General features: G+C 44.4%; 19 protein-coding genes. 11 read left to right on the top strand and 8 right to left on the bottom strand.

Annotated elements, in window-relative coordinates:
- Positions 1-118 precede the first annotated feature (118 nt).
- From P8S55_RS01390 to P8S55_RS01345, 10 genes are all read left to right on the top strand, one after another.
- On the top strand, positions 119-1810 hold the full coding sequence (locus tag P8S55_RS01390; protein ID WP_289224511.1) for an N-acetylmuramoyl-L-alanine amidase: 1692 nt from the start codon (positions 119-121) through the stop codon (positions 1808-1810).
- A gap of 85 nt (positions 1811-1895) precedes the next feature.
- Positions 1896-3722, top strand: coding sequence for a DNA mismatch repair endonuclease MutL (mutL, locus tag P8S55_RS01385; protein WP_289224510.1), 1827 nt, complete (start codon positions 1896-1898; stop codon positions 3720-3722).
- Position 3723: 1 nt separating this feature from the next.
- Positions 3724-4686: a tRNA (adenosine(37)-N6)-dimethylallyltransferase MiaA gene (gene miaA / locus P8S55_RS01380; RefSeq protein ID WP_289224509.1), complete on the top strand. Its 963-nt coding sequence runs from the start codon at positions 3724-3726 to the stop codon at positions 4684-4686.
- A 96-nt stretch (positions 4687-4782) separates the two neighbouring features.
- Positions 4783-5055, top strand: a complete 273-nt coding sequence (gene hfq, locus P8S55_RS01375) for an RNA chaperone Hfq (RefSeq protein WP_289224508.1) — start codon at positions 4783-4785, stop codon at positions 5053-5055.
- 14 nt (positions 5056-5069) lie between these two features.
- Positions 5070-6365: a ribosome rescue GTPase HflX gene (gene hflX / locus P8S55_RS01370; protein WP_289224507.1), complete on the top strand. Its 1296-nt coding sequence runs from the start codon at positions 5070-5072 to the stop codon at positions 6363-6365.
- 135 nt (positions 6366-6500) lie between these two features.
- Entirely contained in the window at positions 6501-7763 is a 1263-nt protein-coding gene (gene hflK, locus P8S55_RS01365; protein ID WP_289224506.1) for an FtsH protease activity modulator HflK, read from the top strand.
- A gap of 2 nt (positions 7764-7765) precedes the next feature.
- Positions 7766-8620, top strand: a complete 855-nt coding sequence (hflC, locus tag P8S55_RS01360) for a protease modulator HflC (RefSeq protein WP_289224505.1) — start codon at positions 7766-7768, stop codon at positions 8618-8620.
- 57 nt (positions 8621-8677) lie between these two features.
- A complete protein-coding gene (locus P8S55_RS01355) occupies positions 8678-8863 on the top strand; it encodes a DUF2065 domain-containing protein (RefSeq protein ID WP_289224504.1) in 186 nt (61 codons plus the stop codon).
- Positions 8864-8895: 32 nt separating this feature from the next.
- Positions 8896-10068, top strand: coding sequence for an ATP phosphoribosyltransferase regulatory subunit (locus P8S55_RS01350; protein ID WP_289224503.1), 1173 nt, complete (start codon positions 8896-8898; stop codon positions 10066-10068).
- Between the two features lie 19 nt (positions 10069-10087).
- Positions 10088-11407, top strand: a complete 1320-nt coding sequence (locus tag P8S55_RS01345; RefSeq protein ID WP_289224502.1) for an adenylosuccinate synthase — start codon at positions 10088-10090, stop codon at positions 11405-11407.
- 53 nt (positions 11408-11460) lie between these two features.
- On the opposite strand, the gene mgtE (P8S55_RS01340) is transcribed toward P8S55_RS01345, so the two are convergent.
- The 8 genes from mgtE (P8S55_RS01340) to folB form a co-directional block, all read right to left on the bottom strand.
- Positions 11461-12849, bottom strand: a complete 1389-nt coding sequence (mgtE, locus tag P8S55_RS01340; RefSeq protein WP_289224501.1) for a magnesium transporter — start codon at positions 12847-12849, stop codon at positions 11461-11463.
- Between the two features lie 114 nt (positions 12850-12963).
- Entirely contained in the window at positions 12964-13695 is a 732-nt protein-coding gene (locus P8S55_RS01335) for an MgtC/SapB family protein (RefSeq protein ID WP_289224500.1), read from the bottom strand.
- Positions 13696-13828: 133 nt separating this feature from the next.
- Complete coding sequence (gene mgtE, locus P8S55_RS01330; RefSeq protein WP_289224499.1) at positions 13829-15187, bottom strand: magnesium transporter; 1359 nt, start codon at positions 15185-15187, stop codon at positions 13829-13831.
- A gap of 144 nt (positions 15188-15331) precedes the next feature.
- Positions 15332-16042, bottom strand: a complete 711-nt coding sequence (locus P8S55_RS01325; RefSeq protein ID WP_503010453.1) for a PA4824 family protein — start codon at positions 16040-16042, stop codon at positions 15332-15334.
- Between the two features lie 470 nt (positions 16043-16512).
- Positions 16513-16863: a DUF3147 family protein gene (locus tag P8S55_RS01320; RefSeq protein WP_289224497.1), complete on the bottom strand. Its 351-nt coding sequence runs from the start codon at positions 16861-16863 to the stop codon at positions 16513-16515.
- A 25-nt stretch (positions 16864-16888) separates the two neighbouring features.
- Positions 16889-17656 carry an undecaprenyl-diphosphate phosphatase gene (locus tag P8S55_RS01315; RefSeq protein WP_289224496.1) on the bottom strand — a complete coding sequence of 256 codons (768 nt, stop codon included), beginning with the start codon at positions 17654-17656 and terminating at the stop codon, positions 16889-16891.
- Positions 17657-17683: 27 nt separating this feature from the next.
- Positions 17684-18862: a class I SAM-dependent methyltransferase gene (locus P8S55_RS01310; RefSeq protein ID WP_289224495.1), complete on the bottom strand. Its 1179-nt coding sequence runs from the start codon at positions 18860-18862 to the stop codon at positions 17684-17686.
- Positions 18855-19223, bottom strand: a complete 369-nt coding sequence (folB, locus tag P8S55_RS01305; RefSeq protein WP_289225285.1) for a dihydroneopterin aldolase — start codon at positions 19221-19223, stop codon at positions 18855-18857. Before folB ends, P8S55_RS01310 begins: the two co-directional genes overlap by 8 nt.
- An 80-nt stretch (positions 19224-19303) precedes the next feature.
- Here folB and plsY point away from each other — a divergent pair, with 80 nt between their 5' ends.
- The gene (gene plsY / locus P8S55_RS01300) at positions 19304-19918 is read left to right on the top strand and encodes a glycerol-3-phosphate 1-O-acyltransferase PlsY (protein WP_289224494.1); all 615 of its coding nucleotides are present in this window, start codon (positions 19304-19306) and stop codon (positions 19916-19918) included.
- Position 19919: the final 1 nt, after the last annotated feature.

Raw genomic sequence — 19919 nt, 5'->3', positions numbered from 1 at the left:
AACCTAGAAGTTCTCTAGAATCTATTTGCAAGTTGTTGTGATTAAATAAGTAATTGTAATTTCATGTGCTAATGTTCTACAATGAAACCATGCGTGTTGTCAAAATGGTAATAAACCTATGAACTTTAAAAAACCCTACTTGTCCCTTTTTCGAGGCCTGCTTGCGTTAATGCTTGTTTTGGTTAGCCAGGTTGTGATAGCCAGCGCCGCTGAACTTAGCAGTATCCGCCTAGGCCAGACACCGGATCAGACGCGCGTTGTTTTTGAAGTTAAAAATAACCAAAGCTATCAAATCATGCGTTTGAGCAACCCAGACCGTATTGTGGTTGATTTTCATAAGGCACAGAGTACCGTTTCTTTTCGCAGTCAGTTTTTTCAAGACCCTCGCTTAGCTGGAATCCGACTATCCACTAATAAGGCACGCACCCGGGTTGTGCTAGATTTACATGATGCTTTTCAATTTCGTTATTTCACTATTGATAAAACTTCAACCCGACCTGAGCGGCTTGTCATTGATTTGACTCAAGTTCAATTAGCAACCAATAGTGCACCATCACCCGTTGTAGAAAAAAATGTTTTTAGCCCCGTACCAAGCAAGCCTCAGGTTTTGGTGGAAGACCTCAGTAGGCCTCAGCCAGTAAGTCCAAAACCGATTAGTGCTCCTAAGGTCGCCTCTTCAGACGTTGCTTTCGCACCGAAAGTAGAAAGGAATGCGGCCACTCAATCATTGCTTGATGCTAACCGGGATTTTGCTAGCAAGAAAGAATTCGTGGTTGCTATTGATCCTGGTCACGGTGGGCGAGATGTAGGTGCTATTGGGCCTACTGGAGTCTATGAAAAAGATGTGGTGCTAGCCTTATCATTACGATTGAAGCGGGAAATTGATCAACAACCTGGAATGCGAGCGGTCTTAACACGAGATAGGGATGTGTATTTAAACCTAAATGAGCGAATTGAAATTGCTCGTAGGCATCAGGCAGATATCTTTATTTCAGTGCATGCAGATGCCTATCCATCAGGTTCACCTCGAGGGGGTTCCATCTATGTGCTGTCTAACCGGGGTGCAAGTAGCGTTATGGCTAGAAAACTTGCACAACAAGAAAACAAGGCATTAGGTGTGATTCAGTTGGCAGGTAGAGACATGGATGTGGCTACTGTCCTCACTGATCTTACTCGAGAAGCTAATCTAAGAGCTAGTCGAAATTTAGGTGCAACGGTATTGGCTCAAATGCAGCAAAACAATATGACTTTACATAAAAATACGGTACAGTCGGCTGGTTTTGCGGTGCTAAGATCCATTGATATGCCCTCAATGCTAATTGAGGCTGCATTTATTTCTAATCCCTATGAGGAGAGGCGGTTGCAAGACCCTTCCTTTCATGCTACGTTTGCGCGAAGTGTTACGCAGGGGTTGAGTCGATTTATTGAGCAGACAGGACATGCGCCGCGTTGGGGAGAAAGCCTCTACGTTAACATTGATGTGCAGCCGGGTGATACCTTATCCGTGTTAGCGCAGAATTACGGTGTGAGTGTCCGTGAATTGATGAGGTTGAACAATATACGTAATCCTAACCAGCTTTATGTAGGGCGAAAGTTGCGTGTTCCTGTTACGGACAAAATGATGGTTCAATTTGAAAAAAGTTATATCGTTAAGCGTGGTGATACCTTATCCGAAATTGCGTTGGAAAATAAAGTAAGTGTGCAAGAGTTAATGCGAATAAATAATTTAACTAATGCGAACCAGTTATTTGTGGGGCGAGAACTCAAAATACCCGTTAAACAAGGTTTGTTAACCGTAGCCGCCGACTAGCTTGAATTCACTAACTTGCGCTCAATGACAAAGCGCTATTTGATAAAATAGTAATTTGTCACTCAACTATCCAGACTAATTTACTATGACCCACTATAATCTAACCCGTCCCATTAAGCAGCTATCTGATGCCCTAGCCAACCAGATTGCCGCAGGCGAAGTGGTTGAGCGCCCAGTATCTGTAGTAAAAGAGCTATTGGAAAACGCATTAGATTCTAATGCAACTGAAATCACAATTTCCGTTGAAGAGGGTGGCGAAAAATCAATACAGGTTATAGATAACGGTCAAGGTATAGCGAAGTCGCAGTTGGGCTTAGCCGTTAGCCGACATGCCACTAGCAAAATAGAAACCTATCAAGATCTAACGGCGGTAGCCAGTTTGGGTTTTCGTGGAGAGGCCTTAGCTAGTATTAGTTCTGTATCCCGTTTTGAGCTGGTCAGCCGTCAGGCTACATCTGATTGTGCTTGGCGCATTAAAGTGGCTGAGGGTGGAAGTTGTACCGAGCCAGAACCCATCGCAGCCAATCTAGGTACTCGTGTAGTGGTTCAGGATTTATTTTACAATACGCCAGCAAGAAAAAAATTCTTGCGCGCAGCGCGAACAGAGTTTAGCCATATAGATGAGTTGGTGAAGCGGGCTATGTTGAGTAGGATGGATGTGGGTATCAAATTACTACACAACCACAAGTTGGTTAGGCAGGTGGAGTCGGCTGATTCAAGAGAGCAGCAGCTGAAGCGTTTAACCCGATTAATGGGTGAGGCGTTTGTAGAGCAAAGCCTTCATATTGAGTTTGAGTCGCAAGCGATCAAACTCGAGGGTTGGGTGGGTTTGCCTAGCTTTAACCGTGCTCAAAATGATATGCAGTATATTTTTGTTAATGGGCGAATCGTCCGAGATAGGCTGTTGTTCCATGCGCTTAAGCAAGCCTATTCAGATGTGCTCTACAGTGGTCGACAGCCTGCTTATGTGTTATTTTTGAGCTTGCCACACGACCAAGTGGATGTAAATGTGCATCCGGCGAAATATGAGGTTCGATTTGCGCAAAGTCGTTGGATTTATGATTTTATACGACGGTCAGTAGGTGGTGTGCTCAGACAACCCCTGTCGCAGGAAGATAGCGTAAATAAGCCTCAAGCTGATCAATCATTCCATAAGCTTGATTTTGTATATAATCCGTCGGTTGCTTTAACGCAAGCGGGTGATTATAAAAGTACGCTCAAGTTTCAGCAGCCCTTAAGCTGGCCTCTACAAGCGCTGGCCGAGCCTAAACCAGGAGCTTATCAGTCTGGCGAACTTGTCAAACCTAATCCTGCTTCTGCTTTAGACATGCCGCCACTGGGTTTTGCAAAAATGCAGTTACATGGCGTCTATATCTTAGCTGAAAATCAGCAGGGGTTGATACTGGTCGATATGCATGCCGCGCATGAGCGTATAGTTTACGAACGTATGAAACAACAGTGGCAGTCTCAGCGCTTTATATCACAACCCTTGTTGGTGCCAATATCTATAACACTGGATGCTGCTTTTATAAAAACATGGGAGGAGCACCAGGCCTGGTGGTCAGAGCTTGGATTTGAATTAGAAGCATTAGGGCCGCAGCAATTGAGAGTTAATGCTGTTCCCAGTTTGCTTACAAAAGCAGACATTGCACAACTTGTTCAAGATGTGCTATCAGATTGGGCTAATACCGATCAGTCCGAGCGCATTGACCAACGTATTAATCAATTATTATCAACAATGGCGTGCCATGGTTCCGTTCGCGCTAACCGTCAACTCAGTCTTCATGAAATGAATGCATTGCTCCGCGATATGGAGCAAACGCCTTCGTCGTCTCAATGTAATCATGGTCGGCCAACCTGGATTCAATTAAGTATGAAGCAGTTGGACGCTTTGTTTATGCGAGGCCAATAAAGTGCTTAATACAAAACGACTGCTAGATGAAAAAACAGTGATTGCCATTATGGGGCCGACGGCCAGCGGAAAAACTGCGCTGGCCCTGGCGTTAGCACAAAGCTATCCGATTGAAATAATAAGTGTTGATTCAGCCTTAATATATAAAACGATGGATATAGGCACAGCTAAACCCAGTAAGCAGGAGTTGGCTCAAGTCCCTCATCACTTGATCGATATCCTTGATCCCTTGCAGAGCTATTCTGCTGCTGAGTTTGTTTATGACTGTAAGCGTTTAGTTGATCAAATCCACCAGCGAGGTCATTTGCCCGTTCTTGTTGGAGGCACAATGATGTACTTTCATGCTCTACAGCAGGGTTTGGCTGATTTGCCAAGTGCCGATGCTAAGATAAGGGCAGAGTTAACCCAGGCTTATCAAGTTGATTCATCTGCGCTTCATGATGTGTTAGCGGGCGTGGATCCAGGTGCAGCGGCACGCATTCATGTTAATGATCCTCAAAGACTGATTCGAGCCCTAGAAATATACCAACTGACAGGCCAAAGTTTAACGCTATTGCAAGCAAAGCAATCATCAGCTAATTGGCCAGTTAACTTGTGCAAAGTAGGGTTGATTCCACAAGATCGTGCGTGGCTTCATGGTCGGATAGAGCAAAGGCTGAAGATAATGTTTGAGGCTGGTTTTGTTGGCGAAGTGAGAGCGCTCTATCAGCGTGGAGACCTAAAAGCTGATTTACCCTCTATTCGTTGCGTCGGTTATCGTCAGGTTTGGGATTACTTAGAGGGTCAGTATGATCTTGAAACAGCCTTTGATAAATCATTAGTAGCAACCCGTCAACTAGCTAAGCGTCAATTAACCTGGTTGAGAAAAGAGCCGTCGATGCTGGAGATGGATCCTGCTAGATTTAAAGCAGAAGAACAGTTGGCCAAATTGAAGGCTTATTTGCGCTTACATAAAAATTATTAAGCATACAATCAACGGCTATGTTATGCTTTTTAAATAACCGGACCTACACCCCGATTAGCTGCTAGAATACCATTAAAAAATAATAAGGAAAGTAAAATGGAAAAAGCCAAGCCGGCCAAGGCACTCCCAATTCAAGACCCCTATCTTAACGCGCTTCGTAAAGAACGTATAAATGTTTCAATTTATCTTGTAAATGGCGTAAAGCTACAAGGGCGCGTTGATTCATTTGATCAGTTTGTTGTGCTTTTACGTAGCAATGTTACACAGATGGTTTACAAGCACGCCATTTCAACGATTGTGCCAATGCGCGATCCAAAAGCCTTCGAATTTGGCGTAACAGATTCAGAAAAGCCTTCTGAAGAAAATTAACTAAAAGCGAAAATATGGAATTATTCGGTCGTATAGAGCGTAAAGCACTAGATTCTGCTGTTCTGGTTCATGTTGACTTTGATGATGAAGCGAATCGTGAAGACCTTGATGAATTTCATGAGTTAGTTGATTCTGCGGGGGCTGAAATTGTAGCATTAATCACAACAAAACGCGCTAGCCCAGATGCAAAATACTTTGTGGGTAGCGGAAAAGCACAAGAAATTGCTGATGCCGTAGCGATGCATGAGGCTGATGTGGTTATTGTCAATCATGCCTTATCACCGGCACAAGAGCGAAATCTCGAGCGATTAGTTCAATGCAGAGTGATTGATAGAGTAGGCCTTATTCTTGATATATTTGCTCAACGTGCCCGTTCTCATGAAGGCAAGTTGCAGGTTGAGTTGGCGCAGTTACGCCATATGTCTACACGCCTTATCAGGGGTTGGACGCATTTGGAGCGTCAGAAAGGCGGGATAGGTTTGCGTGGACCGGGTGAAACACAGCTGGAAACAGATCGAAGGTTGCTCCAGGATCGAATAAAGCAGCTTTTAAAGCGCATTGATAAAGTGCGTCAGCAGCGTAGATTAGGTCGCCGAAGTCGCAAAAAATCAGATGTGCCAACGGTTACGATTATTGGTTATACCAACGCAGGTAAATCAACCTTGTTTAATCAATTAACCTCGGCAAATGTCTATGCTGAAGATCGTTTATTTGCAACGCTAGATGCCACGCTTCGAAGTGTACATTTACCTGGTGCGGGTAAAATTATCCTGGCTGATACGGTTGGCTTTATTCGACACATTCCCCACGACTTGGTAGCTGCATTTCGTTCAACGCTAGAGGAGACAAGCGAGGCGAATCTTTTAATACACCTTGTAGATTCTAATGATCCGCTTCGTGACGAAAAGATTTTTGAAGTTCAACAAGTGATTGATGAGGTGGGTGCTCAAGCTGTTCCGCAGCTACTTGTTTTTAATAAAATAGACCAGCTTGACCCGCCAGTTAACCCTAAAGTTGATCTAGATGATGAAGGGATACCTCAAAGAGTGTGGATATCGGCAAAGCACAATCAGGGAATGGATTTATTGCAGGATGCCTTAGCCTCATTTTTTAAGGGTCAATTTATTAAAGTTCGGGTGGGTTTACCTGCTGCCTCGGGTCAACAACGTGCTAAACTCTACCAACTTGGAAAAGTGGAACAAGAAGCATATGATGAGCAGGGTCAGATTTTTATTAACATGACGCTAACCCAGCAGCAATGGCAACAAGTTAAGCGCTGGCCAGACTTGTTGTGTATAGAAAAAACATAGTATTTAGGGTTTTTTACTTAACTGCACAATTTGTTGACAGTTAAACTTCTAATCAACCTATAAAATAGATTAATAGGGATGACAATTTCTGTTTAAGCCCCTAAAATAGTTTAACCTTATTATTTGGAGATAAATATGGCTTGGAATGAACCGGGAAAACCTGGACAAGACCCATGGGGTAATAATTCAGGTGGTAATTCGGGACGCAATGACGGCCCAAGTGCACCTAAAGGCCCTAAAAAACGCAATGATCAAGATTTAGATGAATTGCTGAAAAAAGCCCAACAAATGTTCGGTGGCGCAGGCAATAAATTTAATGGCGGGATAAGTAATAAAGGAATCGGAGCAATATTTTTAATTGTTCTTGTTGTTTGGTTATTATCGGGTATTTATATCGTAGATACAGCTGAACGCGGCGTTGTTACACGCTTTGGTAGTTTCGTACAAGAAACGGGTCCTGGACCCCATTGGCATATGCCTTATCCAATTGAATCAGTTCAAAAGGTTAACGTTGATAGGATTCGTACCGCTGAAATAGGGTATCGTTCAGATGCACAAAACCGCTCAGGAAGTGTATTGGCAGAATCTCTAATGCTGACACGTGATGAGAATATAGTTGATGTTAGAATTGCGGTTCAATACCGTGTTAGCTCTGCAGCAGACTTTTTATACAATGTTCGAGATCCTGATGCGACATTAAGAATGGCATCTGAAAGTGCAATTCGTGAAATTGTGGGTAAAAACACAATGGATTATGTATTAACGCAGGGTAGAAATGAAGTCGTTGCAATGGTGCGCGAGCTGACTCAAAGTAATCTTGATACTTATCAAGCAGGTCTGTTTATTACAACCGTAAACCTACAAGATGCCCAGCCACCAGAGCAGGTACAAGCCGCTTTTGCTGACGTAGTTAAAGCGCGTGAGGATAGAGAGCGTTTAATAAACGAAGCAGAAGCCTACTCAAACCGTATTTTACCTGAAGCACGTGGTCAAGCTGCACGTATTGTAGAAGAAGCGCGCGCATATCGTGATCAAGTGGTTGCTCAGGCAGAGGGGCAGGCAAGTCGTTTTATCAGTGTGGTAACCGAATATCAAAATGCGCCTGAAATTATGCGTGAACGTCTGTATTTAGATGCGATGACTAATGTGTTATCCAATAGCAGCAAGGTGTTAATGGGTGCAGAAAATGCTAACAACTTGATGTATTTACCATTGGATAAAATGATGAGTGGCGCTCAGTCAAACGTTCCATTTAATGCGAATTTAGGGCAAACTCCTTTGCCGTCCGCAACCGGCTCTAGAGTTAACTCTAGCCCAAGCGCAGCTTCACCTTCGCCCACTCAAGGTGGGTCAGTGACTAATATTCGCGAGTTCATGAGTAATAGGGAGTTACGTTAATTATGAAAGTATTAATAGGTATATTTGTTGCTGCGGTATTGTTTATTGGTAGCAACTCTTTGTTTGTTGTTAAAGAAGCAGAAACGGGTGTGGTTTTCCGATTGGGTGAAATTGTTAAAACCGATTTACAACCAGGCCTGCACCTTAAAACCCCTTTTATTAACAATGTAAGAATGTTTGACCAGCGTATTCAAACCCTGGATGCGTCACCTGAGCGTTACCTTACAGGTGAGTTGAAAAACCTTGAAGTAGACTCTTTTGTAAAATGGCGCGTAAGAAATGCAGAACGCTTCTATACGTCTATGGGGGGTGACTATAATTTAGCCAACCAACGCTTGTCGCAAATCATCAAAGATGGTTTGCGTTCACAGTTTGGTAGCCGTACAGTAGAAGATGTTATTTCTGGTGATCGTGTTGAAGTTGCACAAATCATTACCCGTCAAGCAGGTCGTGAAGCGGAGCAGTTCGGTATCGAAATTGTTGATGTACGCCTAAAGCGTATTGATCTTCCGCGTGACATCAGTGAGTCGGTTTACCGTCGTATGGAAGCAGAACGTCAGCGTGTTGCTGCTGATCTTCGCTCATTAGGTGCAGAAGCGGCAGAACGTCTACGTGCTGATGCGGACAGACAACGAACAGTAACCATAGCTAATGCGTTCCGTGAAGCGGAGGAAACACGCGGTAAAGGTGATGCACAAGCCGCAAGAATCTTTGCAGCGGCTTATGGCATAGATAAAGAGTTCTTCTCGTTTTATCAAAGTTTAAATGCGTACCAGCAGTCATTTTCAAGTAAATCAGACATGATCATTCTCGATCTTAATACTGATTTCTTTAAACATTTTAATCCATCAAGATAGTCAAAAAGGTGGGGCAACCCACCTTTTTTATGACACAACGGGTTTTAAATAACAATATTGGAAACGGCACTGTTAACAGCAATTGCACTGGTCTTTATTTTTGAAGGCCTTTTGCCGTTTTTATTTCCAAAGTTTTGGCAGAAGATCATGTCACATGCAACCCAGTTACCCGAAAACCATTTAAGGTTGACAGGGCTTAGCAGTGTAGTCATTGGTCTGATAATCCTCTGGTTGTGGGCTTAGTCCCTTAACCCTTTGACAAAAAGATGAATGTAATGCAGCAAGACATATGGTTCACCCCGGAAGGTATAGAAGACCTTCTACCTCAGCAAGCAGAAAAGCTTGAGTATTACCGTCAAGGTTTACTTAATGAATTGAAACTTTCAGGTTATCAGCAGGTATTACCCCCGATTGCTGAGTTTACAGATTCACTCCTTACGGGTACGGGTCGTAAATTGGCGCTTGATACCTGTCGTTTTACTGATTATGAAACAGGTCGCATGATGGGGGTGCGCGCTGATATGACCCCCCAAGTTGCGCGTATTGTCAGTAATCGTATTAAGCCATCTGATATTCTTCGTCTTTGTTATGTTGGAGAAGTCCTTAAGTCGCGCAATAATAAGGCTAAAGGTTCACGCAGTCCGATTCAGCTAGGGGCGGAGTTATTTGGTCATAAAGGTGTTGAAAGTGATATAGAGATTATTGACTTGATGCTTGGTTGTGCACGCTACATGGGGCTACCTAATCTACAAATAAGTATTGGTCATGTAGGTATTGTTCAAGGCTTAATGGAGCAAGCAAAACTAGATGCACACCAGCAAAATGAGTTGGTCGATATTCTTAAGCGTAAAGCCTTGCCTGAGTACCAGGCCTGGTTAGCAAGCCAAGCCCAGCTTTCTGATAAACTAAGCGCAGCATTTTCTAGTTTACCGCTATTTTGTGGTGAAGCACAAGGGGTAATTACTCAAGCTAAACCTTTGTTGAGAGGTATTACAGCGGCTATTGATTTGGCATTAGGTGATCTTGAAACACTTGCTAACTATCTTATTAATACACAACAACTTAACTCACATTTAGATCTGAGTGATTTACGTGGTTTTCAATATCATACGGGTGTTATTTTCGCTTGCTATAGTGTTGAAAGCACGCCTGTTTTATTGGCTAAGGGTGGGCGTTATGACGAAGTGTGTGCGGCTTTTGGTGAAGCCCATCCTGCTACAGGTTTTAGTTTAGATTTGCGCAATCTTCTGGATCACTTGCCAGACTGTTCGGCGCCACTAACCTGTGTTTACGCACCTATTAGTCAAGATCCTGCCTTATATGCAAAAGTTACTGCATTACGCTCAGAGGGTACTCAAGTTGTCCGTTGTTACCAGGGTAACAGTCTGCCTCAAGGCGCGTCTAAATTAGTCGAGCAAAATGGGTGTTGGATCGTTCAAACTAACTAAGTCTAAAAAGAAGAAAATTATGTCTAAACGTAATCTTGTAGTAATTGGTTCTCAATGGGGTGATGAGGGCAAGGGTAAAATAGTTGATTTGCTGACAGACCGTGTAGCTGCTGTGATTCGTTTTCAAGGCGGACATAACGCCGGTCATACGTTGGTTATTGAAGGTAAAAAAACCATACTTCATTTAATTCCTTCAGGCATCTTACGTGAAAATGTTGAGTGCTTTATTGGCAATGGCGTAGTTTTAGCGCCTGATGCGTTAAAAAAAGAAGTTGACCAACTCGAAGCCAGTGGTGTTAGTGTTAAAACAAGGCTTAAAATAAGTGAAGCCTGTCCGCTAATATTGGATTACCACGTTGCGCTTGATCAAGCTAGAGAAATAGCACGGGGTAATAAAGCAATCGGTACCACCGGGCGTGGAATTGGTCCTGCTTATGAAGATAAAGTTGCACGACGAGGCTTGCGTGCTGGTGATTTAAAAAATCTAGATCAGTTCAAAAAAACCTTGGCTGAAACGCTTGAGTACCACAACTATTTCCTAACCCATTACTACAAGGTTGAGCCTGTTGATTTTGAAACACTCTGGGAAAAGTGTAAAATTTATGCTGATTTAGTGGTACCTATGTTAGCCGATATTCCGGCCTTGATTGACCGCTATAATCGTGAAGGAAAAAACCTTTTATTTGAAGGTGCGCAGGGAACGTTATTGGACATTGATCACGGTACCTATCCCTACGTGACCTCGTCCAATACTACCGCAGGGGGCGCCTCATCAGGTTCGGGTATTGGCCCGTGTCATTTAGACTATGTCTTAGGTATTACCAAAGCCTACACAACGCGTGTTGGTGGTGGCCCTTTCCCTACTGAACTGGTTTACAGTGTTGCTGAAAATATTGGTGATTCGATTGGTAAAGAGCTGGGCGAGCGTGGTTTTGAATTTGGAGCAACGACAGGCCGTCAGCGGCGTTGTGGTTGGTTCGATGCCGTGGCGATGCGTCGTGCGGCTCAAATTAATAGCTTAACGGGTATGTGTCTTACAAAATTAGATGTTATGGATGAATTGGTGGAAATTAACGTGTGTGTAGGCTACGAATTCCAGGGCCAACGAATTGATTTGCCACCAGCCAGTGCAGATGAGTATGCATTGTGTACGCCAATCTATGAAACATTACCTGGATGGCAATCATCGACTGTAGGGGTTGATAGTTGGGATAAGTTACCAGCTAATGCGCGAGGTTATATTCAATACCTTGAACAGCAAGTAGGCGTTCCGGTTGCGATTTTATCTACCGGCCCTGATCGTGCAGAGACCTTAATTTTACATGATCCCTTTGCATAAAAAAGCGATGTAAAAAATGCGCCTTTATAAGGCGCATTTTTATTTGAGGCAAGTTAAACTTGAAGGATTGCGACGGCAATACTGAAGTAAATCATAATGCCGACTATGTCGGCCATCGAGGTAATTAACGGCGCACTGGCGGTTGCAGGGTCTATATTGAGCTTGCTGAGTAAAAACGGTAGGCTCATCCCCATTAAGCTTCCCACCATTACCACGGCAATCATCGATAGACCGACCACCCAAGCCAAATCCGTACCACCACGCCAGAAACCGATCATCGCAATCGCAATCGCCATGGTTAATCCAAGTGCCGCTGCGACACTAATTTCACGGGTTAATAAGCGTCCCCAGTCTTTGAGTTCAACATCGCCTGTCGCGAGTGAACGAACCATCAAGGTCGCAGCCTGAGAGCCGGCATTCCCTGAGCTGCCGATAATAAGAGGTAAGAAAAAGACCAAAGCGACAACCGCTTCAATGGTCGATTCAAAGGTGGCTATTGCTAGGCCGGCAAAAATATTGACAAATACCAGCAGCAGGAGCCAGCCGACACGTTTGCGGTAAAGCAAAACCGGGCTGGCGGTATTAAGGTTAAAGTTAATGACCCCAACCGAACCCATTTTATGAAAGTCTTCAGTGGCTTCGGCTTCGGCAATATCAAGCACATCATCAATGGTCACCACACCCACCAAGACCTGGTCACCATCAACCACGGGTAAGGCGTTGAGGTCGTAATGTTGCATTGTTTCAACGGCTTTTTCTTGGTCTTCGCGCGCATGAATATAGATAACACGATGATCCATTAGTTCAAAAACGGGCGTATTCGGATCGACGGCGAGCGCTAACTCACGAATGTGAATAGAGTCAGCCAGTTTATTGTGTTCATCTAGCACAAACAAGGTGCTTAAGCGTCCAGTATCCTTACGAATCGTGCGCAAGTAGGTCAGCGCTTGCTGAACGCTCCAGTTTTGTTTAATCGTAACATAATCTGGACGCATAATACGTCCAACACTTTCAGCGGGGTAGCCCAGTAATAGTTTGATTTCGAGTAATTTATCGCGGGGTAAGCGTGCCGTCAGTTCCTGAACGATTTCAGCGGGTAATTCATCTAAAAACGCGACACGATCATCCGGTTCTAAGTTTTTTACCAGGTGCAGGGCATCTTCATCGCTCAGGTTGTTGAGTAGGTCTTCTTTTAAATCATGCTCAAGATAAGCAAATACTTCGGTCGCGGTTTTACGCGGCAGGGTGCGAAAAAATAAGGCTTTGGTCTGCTTGGGCATCCCTTCTAAAAGTTCCGCGGTATCTTGTACTTCGATTTCAGCAATACAATGGCGAACCGCATCGAACTTACGTTCGGCTAGCAATTGATTTAGGTCGTTAAGCCGGTCAAGATAGAGTTTTTGGTTATTGTAATCTGGGTCTGAGTCCCAAGGGTATTTCATATATGCCCTTAAAAAGCTAAATTGTAATAGTCTATGAGTATAGCAAACTAAATTAGGTCTAGCTAACTATCTTATGCCACTTGCGTTATAGGGTTAAGGCGACAAAAGAGCGCCTTATTCAGACGTACTGGCCGACCAGAATACCTGCGTTGTAAAAGGTGAGCGGCGTAGACGATCAACTACTTTTTCAAAATCATCGCCATCAATCGACTGCGAAACTAGCTTGGCTTCAATTTCCACTTCGCCCTCACCAAAAGCGTTAATTTCAACATCTTGAAAAGGGTATTTTGCTTTTTCTAAGATAACTTCCATGAGTTCAAAGGCTTCATTTTGATGTTCTTTAGGTGCAATCACGGTCAGTGTACTGGTGATCTCGGTATCCAGCGTGTCCAAAGGTTGGCGGTTAATATGGTTCACAATCGGGCGCATCACAGTATTGGCGGAGAGTACAAATAATGCGCCTAAACACGCCTCTAAAACTAAACCAGCGCCCGCCGCTGCACCGACAGCGGCCGAACCCCAAAGGGTGGCCGCCGTGTTAATACCGCGGATATTGCCTTCCTCGCGCATAATAACGCCAGCACCCAGAAAGCCAATGCCCGAGACGACGTATGCGATAACATGCACCGCGCCGTGATTCCCGCCATAAATGCCGTGCAAACGGGCAGCCATATCAACAAACAAGGCCGCGCCGACCGCCACTAAAATATTAGTACGTAAACCGGCGGTACGCTGGCGAACTTGGCGCTCATAACCAATAATGCCACCGAGCACAAATGCGGTGCTGAGGCTGATCAAGGTGCTGGCGAACAGCATTAAATCGAGGTATTCATAGGCTTTAATCATTCAGAGCTCCTTATTTTTTTATTTTATGGGCTAAATGTGACAGGCGTTTGACAAAGCAGTCTCAGTGTAAATTTAAGACCACTTTGCCAAACACTGACCACCTAATCAGGTGGTCAAGGTTTATTGTAAATAGTTACATATCCGCTGGCATATCCAACATCATTACAGCGATAGAGAAGAAGATAATCACACCTACGCCATCCGCAATCGTTGTAATTAACGGTGCCGAAGCGGCGGCCGGGTCAAGCTTAAAGCGTGACAAGATAAACGGCAAGCTCATACCAATTACACTACCTACAATGACAATCGCCACCATTGATAACGATACCACAAAGGCAATTTCGTAACCGCCTCGGAAAATGCCAAGCGTAGCGACCGCCAAGCCCATGGTTAGCCCGAGAAGAAGGGCTACCGCAAATTCACGTCCCAACATTGAAAACCAATCTTTCAGTATGACATCGCCAGTAGCTAACGCCCGCACCATTAGGGTGGATGATTGCGCCCCAGCATTACCGCCGCTATCAATTAGCAAGGGTAAGAAGAAGACCAGCGCGACATAAGCCAGTATGGTTTCTTCAAAATGGGCAATACCCGCACCTGAAAAGATATTACCAAAAACTAAAAGCACTAGCCAAAAAACGCGTTTTTTATAGAGTAGGTTCACAGACGCTTCTTTCATGGAAATATTTTTCATTGCCATCGTGCCGCCACCCTTGTGGAAGTCTTCAGTCGCCTCTTCTTCACTCACGTCCATTGCATCGTCAACAGTGACAATGCCGATTAACCGGTTGGCACCATTGGTTACGGGAATAGCGAGCAAGTCATAGCGGCTGATTAAGTTTGCCGTTTGCTCACGAGGCCATTCGGCTTTGGCATAAACCACTTCTGTGAGCATAATATTGTCGATAATATCCGCCTCATCCGCCATAATTAAGTCGCGAAGCGATAAGGTGCCTTCCAGCTTACGCTGCTCGTTCACCACATAAATGGTATAGATTGTTTCTTTGTTGGGTGCCTGTAATCGAACTTGTTGTAATGCGTCACGCACGCTGATGCCCATCGAAATTGACACGTAATCACTGGTGGTCATCGCGCCAGTTGTGCCTTCTGCATAGGAGGCCATTTTTAAAATATCTTCGCGCTCACGCTTCGCCATGCCTTGCATAACTTTAACCCGACGCCCTTGTGGCATGCGATTGTAAATATCGACCCTGTCATCCGAGGGCATATGCGTAAAAAGTTCAGTTACTTCCTCAAGTGTCATGACCACAAGCAGGGTGTCTTGAAGATCAGCACCCAGATGGCTAAACAATAACGCTCTGGGCGAGACAGGAAGTGTGCGCAATAATTTAATTTGAAAATCATCGTCAGCCGATGCTAAGGCATCAGCCAAGTCATTGCTTGGGGTGTTTCTAACCAGTCTTAATAGGCCTTTGTGGTTATCAACTTGGAATAGGTCATTAATTTGATATAAAAGTTCTTCGCGGATCATAGGGTTCTCCCGTGTTCAGTCATAAATTAAGTGGGTTTTGCCGACTCACTGAACAGCATGGAGTGCGAGTTTAGTAGGTCGGCTTGGTTTCTGGGGGGGTAGACAAACGTCTCTCCTTTTTAAAGTTAAAAGTGATTAGCTTGATTACTTAAGCCAGCTTGCGGTTTCATACACAAAACCGAAGCGGACGTAATCCGTGTATTTATCGGCGTTAATTAAACTGTTGGCGTAGCTAATATCAAGTTGCAGTTTGTCGGTGACCATAAATGCACCACCCAACTGATAGCCACGCGCCTCATTGTGATCGCTCGCCGTATTACCAAATAGTTCAATATAGCCGCGAGCTTGATCGGAGAAATGGTTTTCAACCCCCACGCCCCATAAGCCGTAGTTTTTATCTGCGATTTGATCGCTGGCAATACCCAGGTTCAGATGAAGATCCAATCCACCGTCAAGTAAATTAAATGTAATAGGTGCCACTAGACTATAAACCGCCTGGTCATGCTTAATTTGATCGGTAAATGTTGCTGATAAGCCCAGCGCCACCGCCCAGTCAGCCTGTTCAAGTAGCAGGGTTTTGGCATTGAAACCAAAATGGTTGAAATCTGAATCACCGCTATTCATCTCACGACCGAGCGCAAAGCCCAGTTCCCAACTGCCATTAAGGTTACAAGCGGGTGCAATCCAAAGGTTAGAGGCTTTGTTGTATTGGTCAGACCAAGCTTCTATGTGACAATGCTTGGCATCTAAAATCGCCGCATCGTCAACATTCATGGGTGGACCAGCAAAAGCCATCACGGGGAGTGCCGCACAGCAAGCGGCGCTGATTTTTTTAAGATTAAAACGTGCTTTCATCACACAGGTCTCCTAGGTTGTGGGAGGCTCAGTGGAACAGGCATGGTTTGAATTGATTGCAGCCTTTAACCAAGTAGACATCAGTAAGCTGATTCCAACTCGATTAACTAGCGTGCCATCGCAAAGGCGTGCGCAAAAACACACAGCCAAGCTGCGAGCCTGGGTGAGATGCAGACTTAGGTTAATTAAAATTTAACCTAAAACTACCGCTTACCCCTTAAGGCACGAAACATATTTTAATTGCGAGCAAAACAAAGAATGTCAAACGACAAAAATTTGATGTGCTTGTTACCCGCGAAGGTGACAAGCAAACTTACGGAATGCGAGAACCTAGGCGGATTTTTTTAAAATAGCTTGTAAGCAACAACTGTCACCAGAACTACTGTCCACTAAAGGATCTCCATTGGTTGAAAAATTGTGCATAGTTTAAAAGGACTAATAGTCATTGTCAACCCGGGTATAAGTTTTTTTTATATTAGTTTAAGTCCGAATAGGCCTGCAATCCAAATGGTGAGTGCAAAACACACTAGCGTAATGGTTATGCTTATTGTTAAAGCCCAAACAAAGCCAAATTTGAACAACAACACCGGAAAAATAATAAACATAGGTAGGGTGGGTAGCACATACCAAAAAGTATAAAAAGCATGGTTGGCAATTTTTTCTTGCTCCTCCCCTTCAATATAGAGCCAGATTAAAACCATAATGGTAACTAGGGGAAGTGAAACAATAAAAGCGCCCAGTTTATCGCTGCGTTTTGCAACTTCGGTTACCAGCACAATAACACCGGCTGTAATCAGGTATTTGGTAATAAGAAATAGCATGGCGTGCTCCTGGTGGGGTGAGTTATTAAACAAACCAAATTAATAACGCGCTACCAAGCAGAATGCGGTAAATGCCGAAGGCGCGAAAGCTAAAGTGTTGTAGGAATTTTAAAAACAATTTAATCGATAACCAAGCGACTAAAAACGATACAATAAAACCAATAATCAAAGGCGTAAAGCTGGTTTGGGCAAAGGATTCATAGTGTTTAAGCAATGAATAACTCGAGGTTGCAGTCAGCACGGGGAGCGCGAGCAGAAAGGAAAATTCTGCCGAGGTTTTGCGATCTAGTCCGGTTAGCATGCCACCAATAATCGTGGCGCCTGCACGGCTAGTGCCAGGAATCAGCGCAAAGATTTGGGCAAAACCAACCCATAAAGTTTGTTTATAGTTTAGCTGGTCAAGATTGCGCACGGTGTGTTGGTTTTCTTGGTAAAAATGTTCCACCACCAAAAATATAACGCCACCAATAATAAACATCCAAGCGACAGTGGTGACATTAAATAAGGCTTCGATTTGGTCGGCGAATAAAAAACCTACACTAGCAATCGGCAAAAAGGCGATAAACACCTTTATCCATAGTCGATACTGGCTAGGATGAAAGCGTTCGGCATAGGTCATAAATACCGCTAAAATAGCGGCTAATTGAATAATAATTTTAAACGCCGTATTGTGGTCATCTTGGTGCAAGCCCATCAACTCGGCGGCGACAATCAGATGGCCCGTTGAGGAGATGGGTAAGAACTCAGTGAGTCCTTCAATAATACCGAGAATGACCGCTTGAAAGATATCCATTTATAATTCCTGTTGGTTTTTTTTAGATTAAAGTTGATGACGTAAATCGCGTAACTTAAAGCCGATTAAGGCTTGGTCATGGTGTTTAGTTAGTGCGATTACTTTGAAGTTTTCACCCATTTCATTGGGCAGGGTAAGGGTTTTAATTTGTTGGCTGACCTTGAGCTGTTCGCTCACGGGCGCGTCAGGGTCGGCGGCCATTTCAATCAACCCACTGGCCATTAAAAAATGAGCCTGGGTTGTATAGCCGGCCACCTTAAGATTAGCCGCATAAGCCGCTTCGGCCACACGGGTAAAATCAACATGCGCGCTAATGTCCTGCAAGCCAGGGTAAAAAAATGGGTTGGCATGCGCTAGATGTTGGTAATGGCAGCGTAACGTGCCCATGTGGCGAGCTGGCTGATAGTATTCCTGACGCGGATAACCGTAGTCGATGAGCAGCACCAGGCCTGCTTGTAAAAAATCGGCAACCGATTGAAGCCAGGGTTTAATATTTAAATTAATTTCAGTGTGGTAGCCGCGTTCAGCGGGTTCGCCGATTTGGTGAAGTATTTTATTGGCTATTTTTTGGAGTTTAGGATCAATAATGGGTTGGTAGTCCCAGTCAAACTGCTTATGGGTCTCATCCCAAACCACAAAGGCATGAGATTGGCGCGAAGGTTCGAGTTGAATACGCTCAACCGGCATTGCGTCTAACACCTCATTAGCCAATACCACAGCTTCTATCGGCGTGCTAGGCAGTTGATCTAGCCAAATAACTTTATTGCGTAATTCGTCGGGGAGGCTGGCTAGCGTTTGCTGCTGTACCTGACGCAAATCGGCACTGAGTTCAATAATATAATAGTGTTCAATGTCTTGGTGAAGCGCGTGGAGTTCTAGTAATATATCGCGCGCCATGATGCCGCGCCCAGCACCAAACTCAACCAAATTGGGCTGGGTTAGCTGGCTCAAAACCTGTTGGGCTTGACGCGCTAAGCAGCGGGAGAAGATCGGTGAAATTTCAGGCGCCGTAATAAAGTCGCCTTGAGCGCCAATTTTGGCTAGACCGTTAGCATAGTACCCCAGGTTAGGCGTGTAGAGCGCGAGGCGCATATAGTCAGCAAAGCTAAGCTGGCCATGACGGTTAATATGGCGACAAATTTTGTCAGTCAATTGCTGGCTTAAAGCCTGGGCATCGCTAGAGGGGGTAGGTAGTGCTTTATTCATTTATTCGTCCTCGATATATTTCAATGCCGGTTGCTTGGGCTTTGGGGAGGGCTTGGGGTTTGTTAAGTTTTAGTTTTACCGCTTGCACGTTTGCGTAGCTGTTTAAGATGTGCTGGCAAATTTTTTCGGCTAGCGTTTCAATTAGATTGTAGATGGTTTGTTGGCAAAGTTCATCTAGTTGCTGGCTGAGCGTAAAATAATCTAATGTGTCGTTTAGCGCATCGGATTGCGCGGCTTGGTGAATGGATTGATAGAGTTTTATGTCCAAAATAATGGGTTGGTTCTGGACCTTTTCCCAGTGGTGTACGCCAATCTTGCAATCAATGCGTAAGCCTTCAATGTAAATGCAGTCTTGATTCATCAATTTTTAAGGCTCCTAGTGATCGTTCAATGCTAAAATCTAGCGACATTTTAAGCGACATTTTAAAGGAAAGTGATGGAATGAGCGAATTGTTATTACAACCAGGCCTGGTTGGTTTAGCCTATTTATTAGGTTCGGTGTCATCAGCTATTATTGTGTGCAAGCTAATGGGCTTGGGTGATCCGCGTGAAGCCGGCTCGGGTAATCCCGGCGCGACCAATGTATTGCGGATTGGCGGAGATAAAGGCAAGCTGGCCGCGGGGATTACGCTTGCGGGCGATATGCTAAAAGGTGTGTTGCCTGTGTTGTTAGCCCATGCGCTTGGTTTTGATGCTGTGTGGATTGTGCTGGTAGGCCTAGCCGCGTTTTTGGGTCACCTTTATCCAGTATTTTTTCAGTTTAAAGGCGGCAAAGGTGTGGCGACCATGCTGGGCGTGTTGTTAGCGCTTAATTTATGGGCCGGTTTGGCGACCGTCGTTACTTGGTTGTTTGTTGCTAAGGTGTTAAAGATTTCATCTTTGTCGGCTTTAATGGCCACTTTTTTAGCACCTGTTTTTCTGTATTTTATAACGGGCGAACTCAGTTGGGTAATCGTTACTGGGTTGATGACGGCCGTTTTATTCTGGCGTCATCGTAGTAATATTGGACGACTGGTTCGTGGAGAAGAAAGCTTCATTAAGGCTAAGAAGCCTTAAT

The organism is Thiomicrospira sp. R3, assembly GCF_029581415.1.
Taxonomy (GTDB): Bacteria; Pseudomonadota; Gammaproteobacteria; order Thiomicrospirales; family Thiomicrospiraceae; genus Thiomicrospira.
This window is presented reverse-complemented; position numbering and strand designations above follow the sequence as displayed.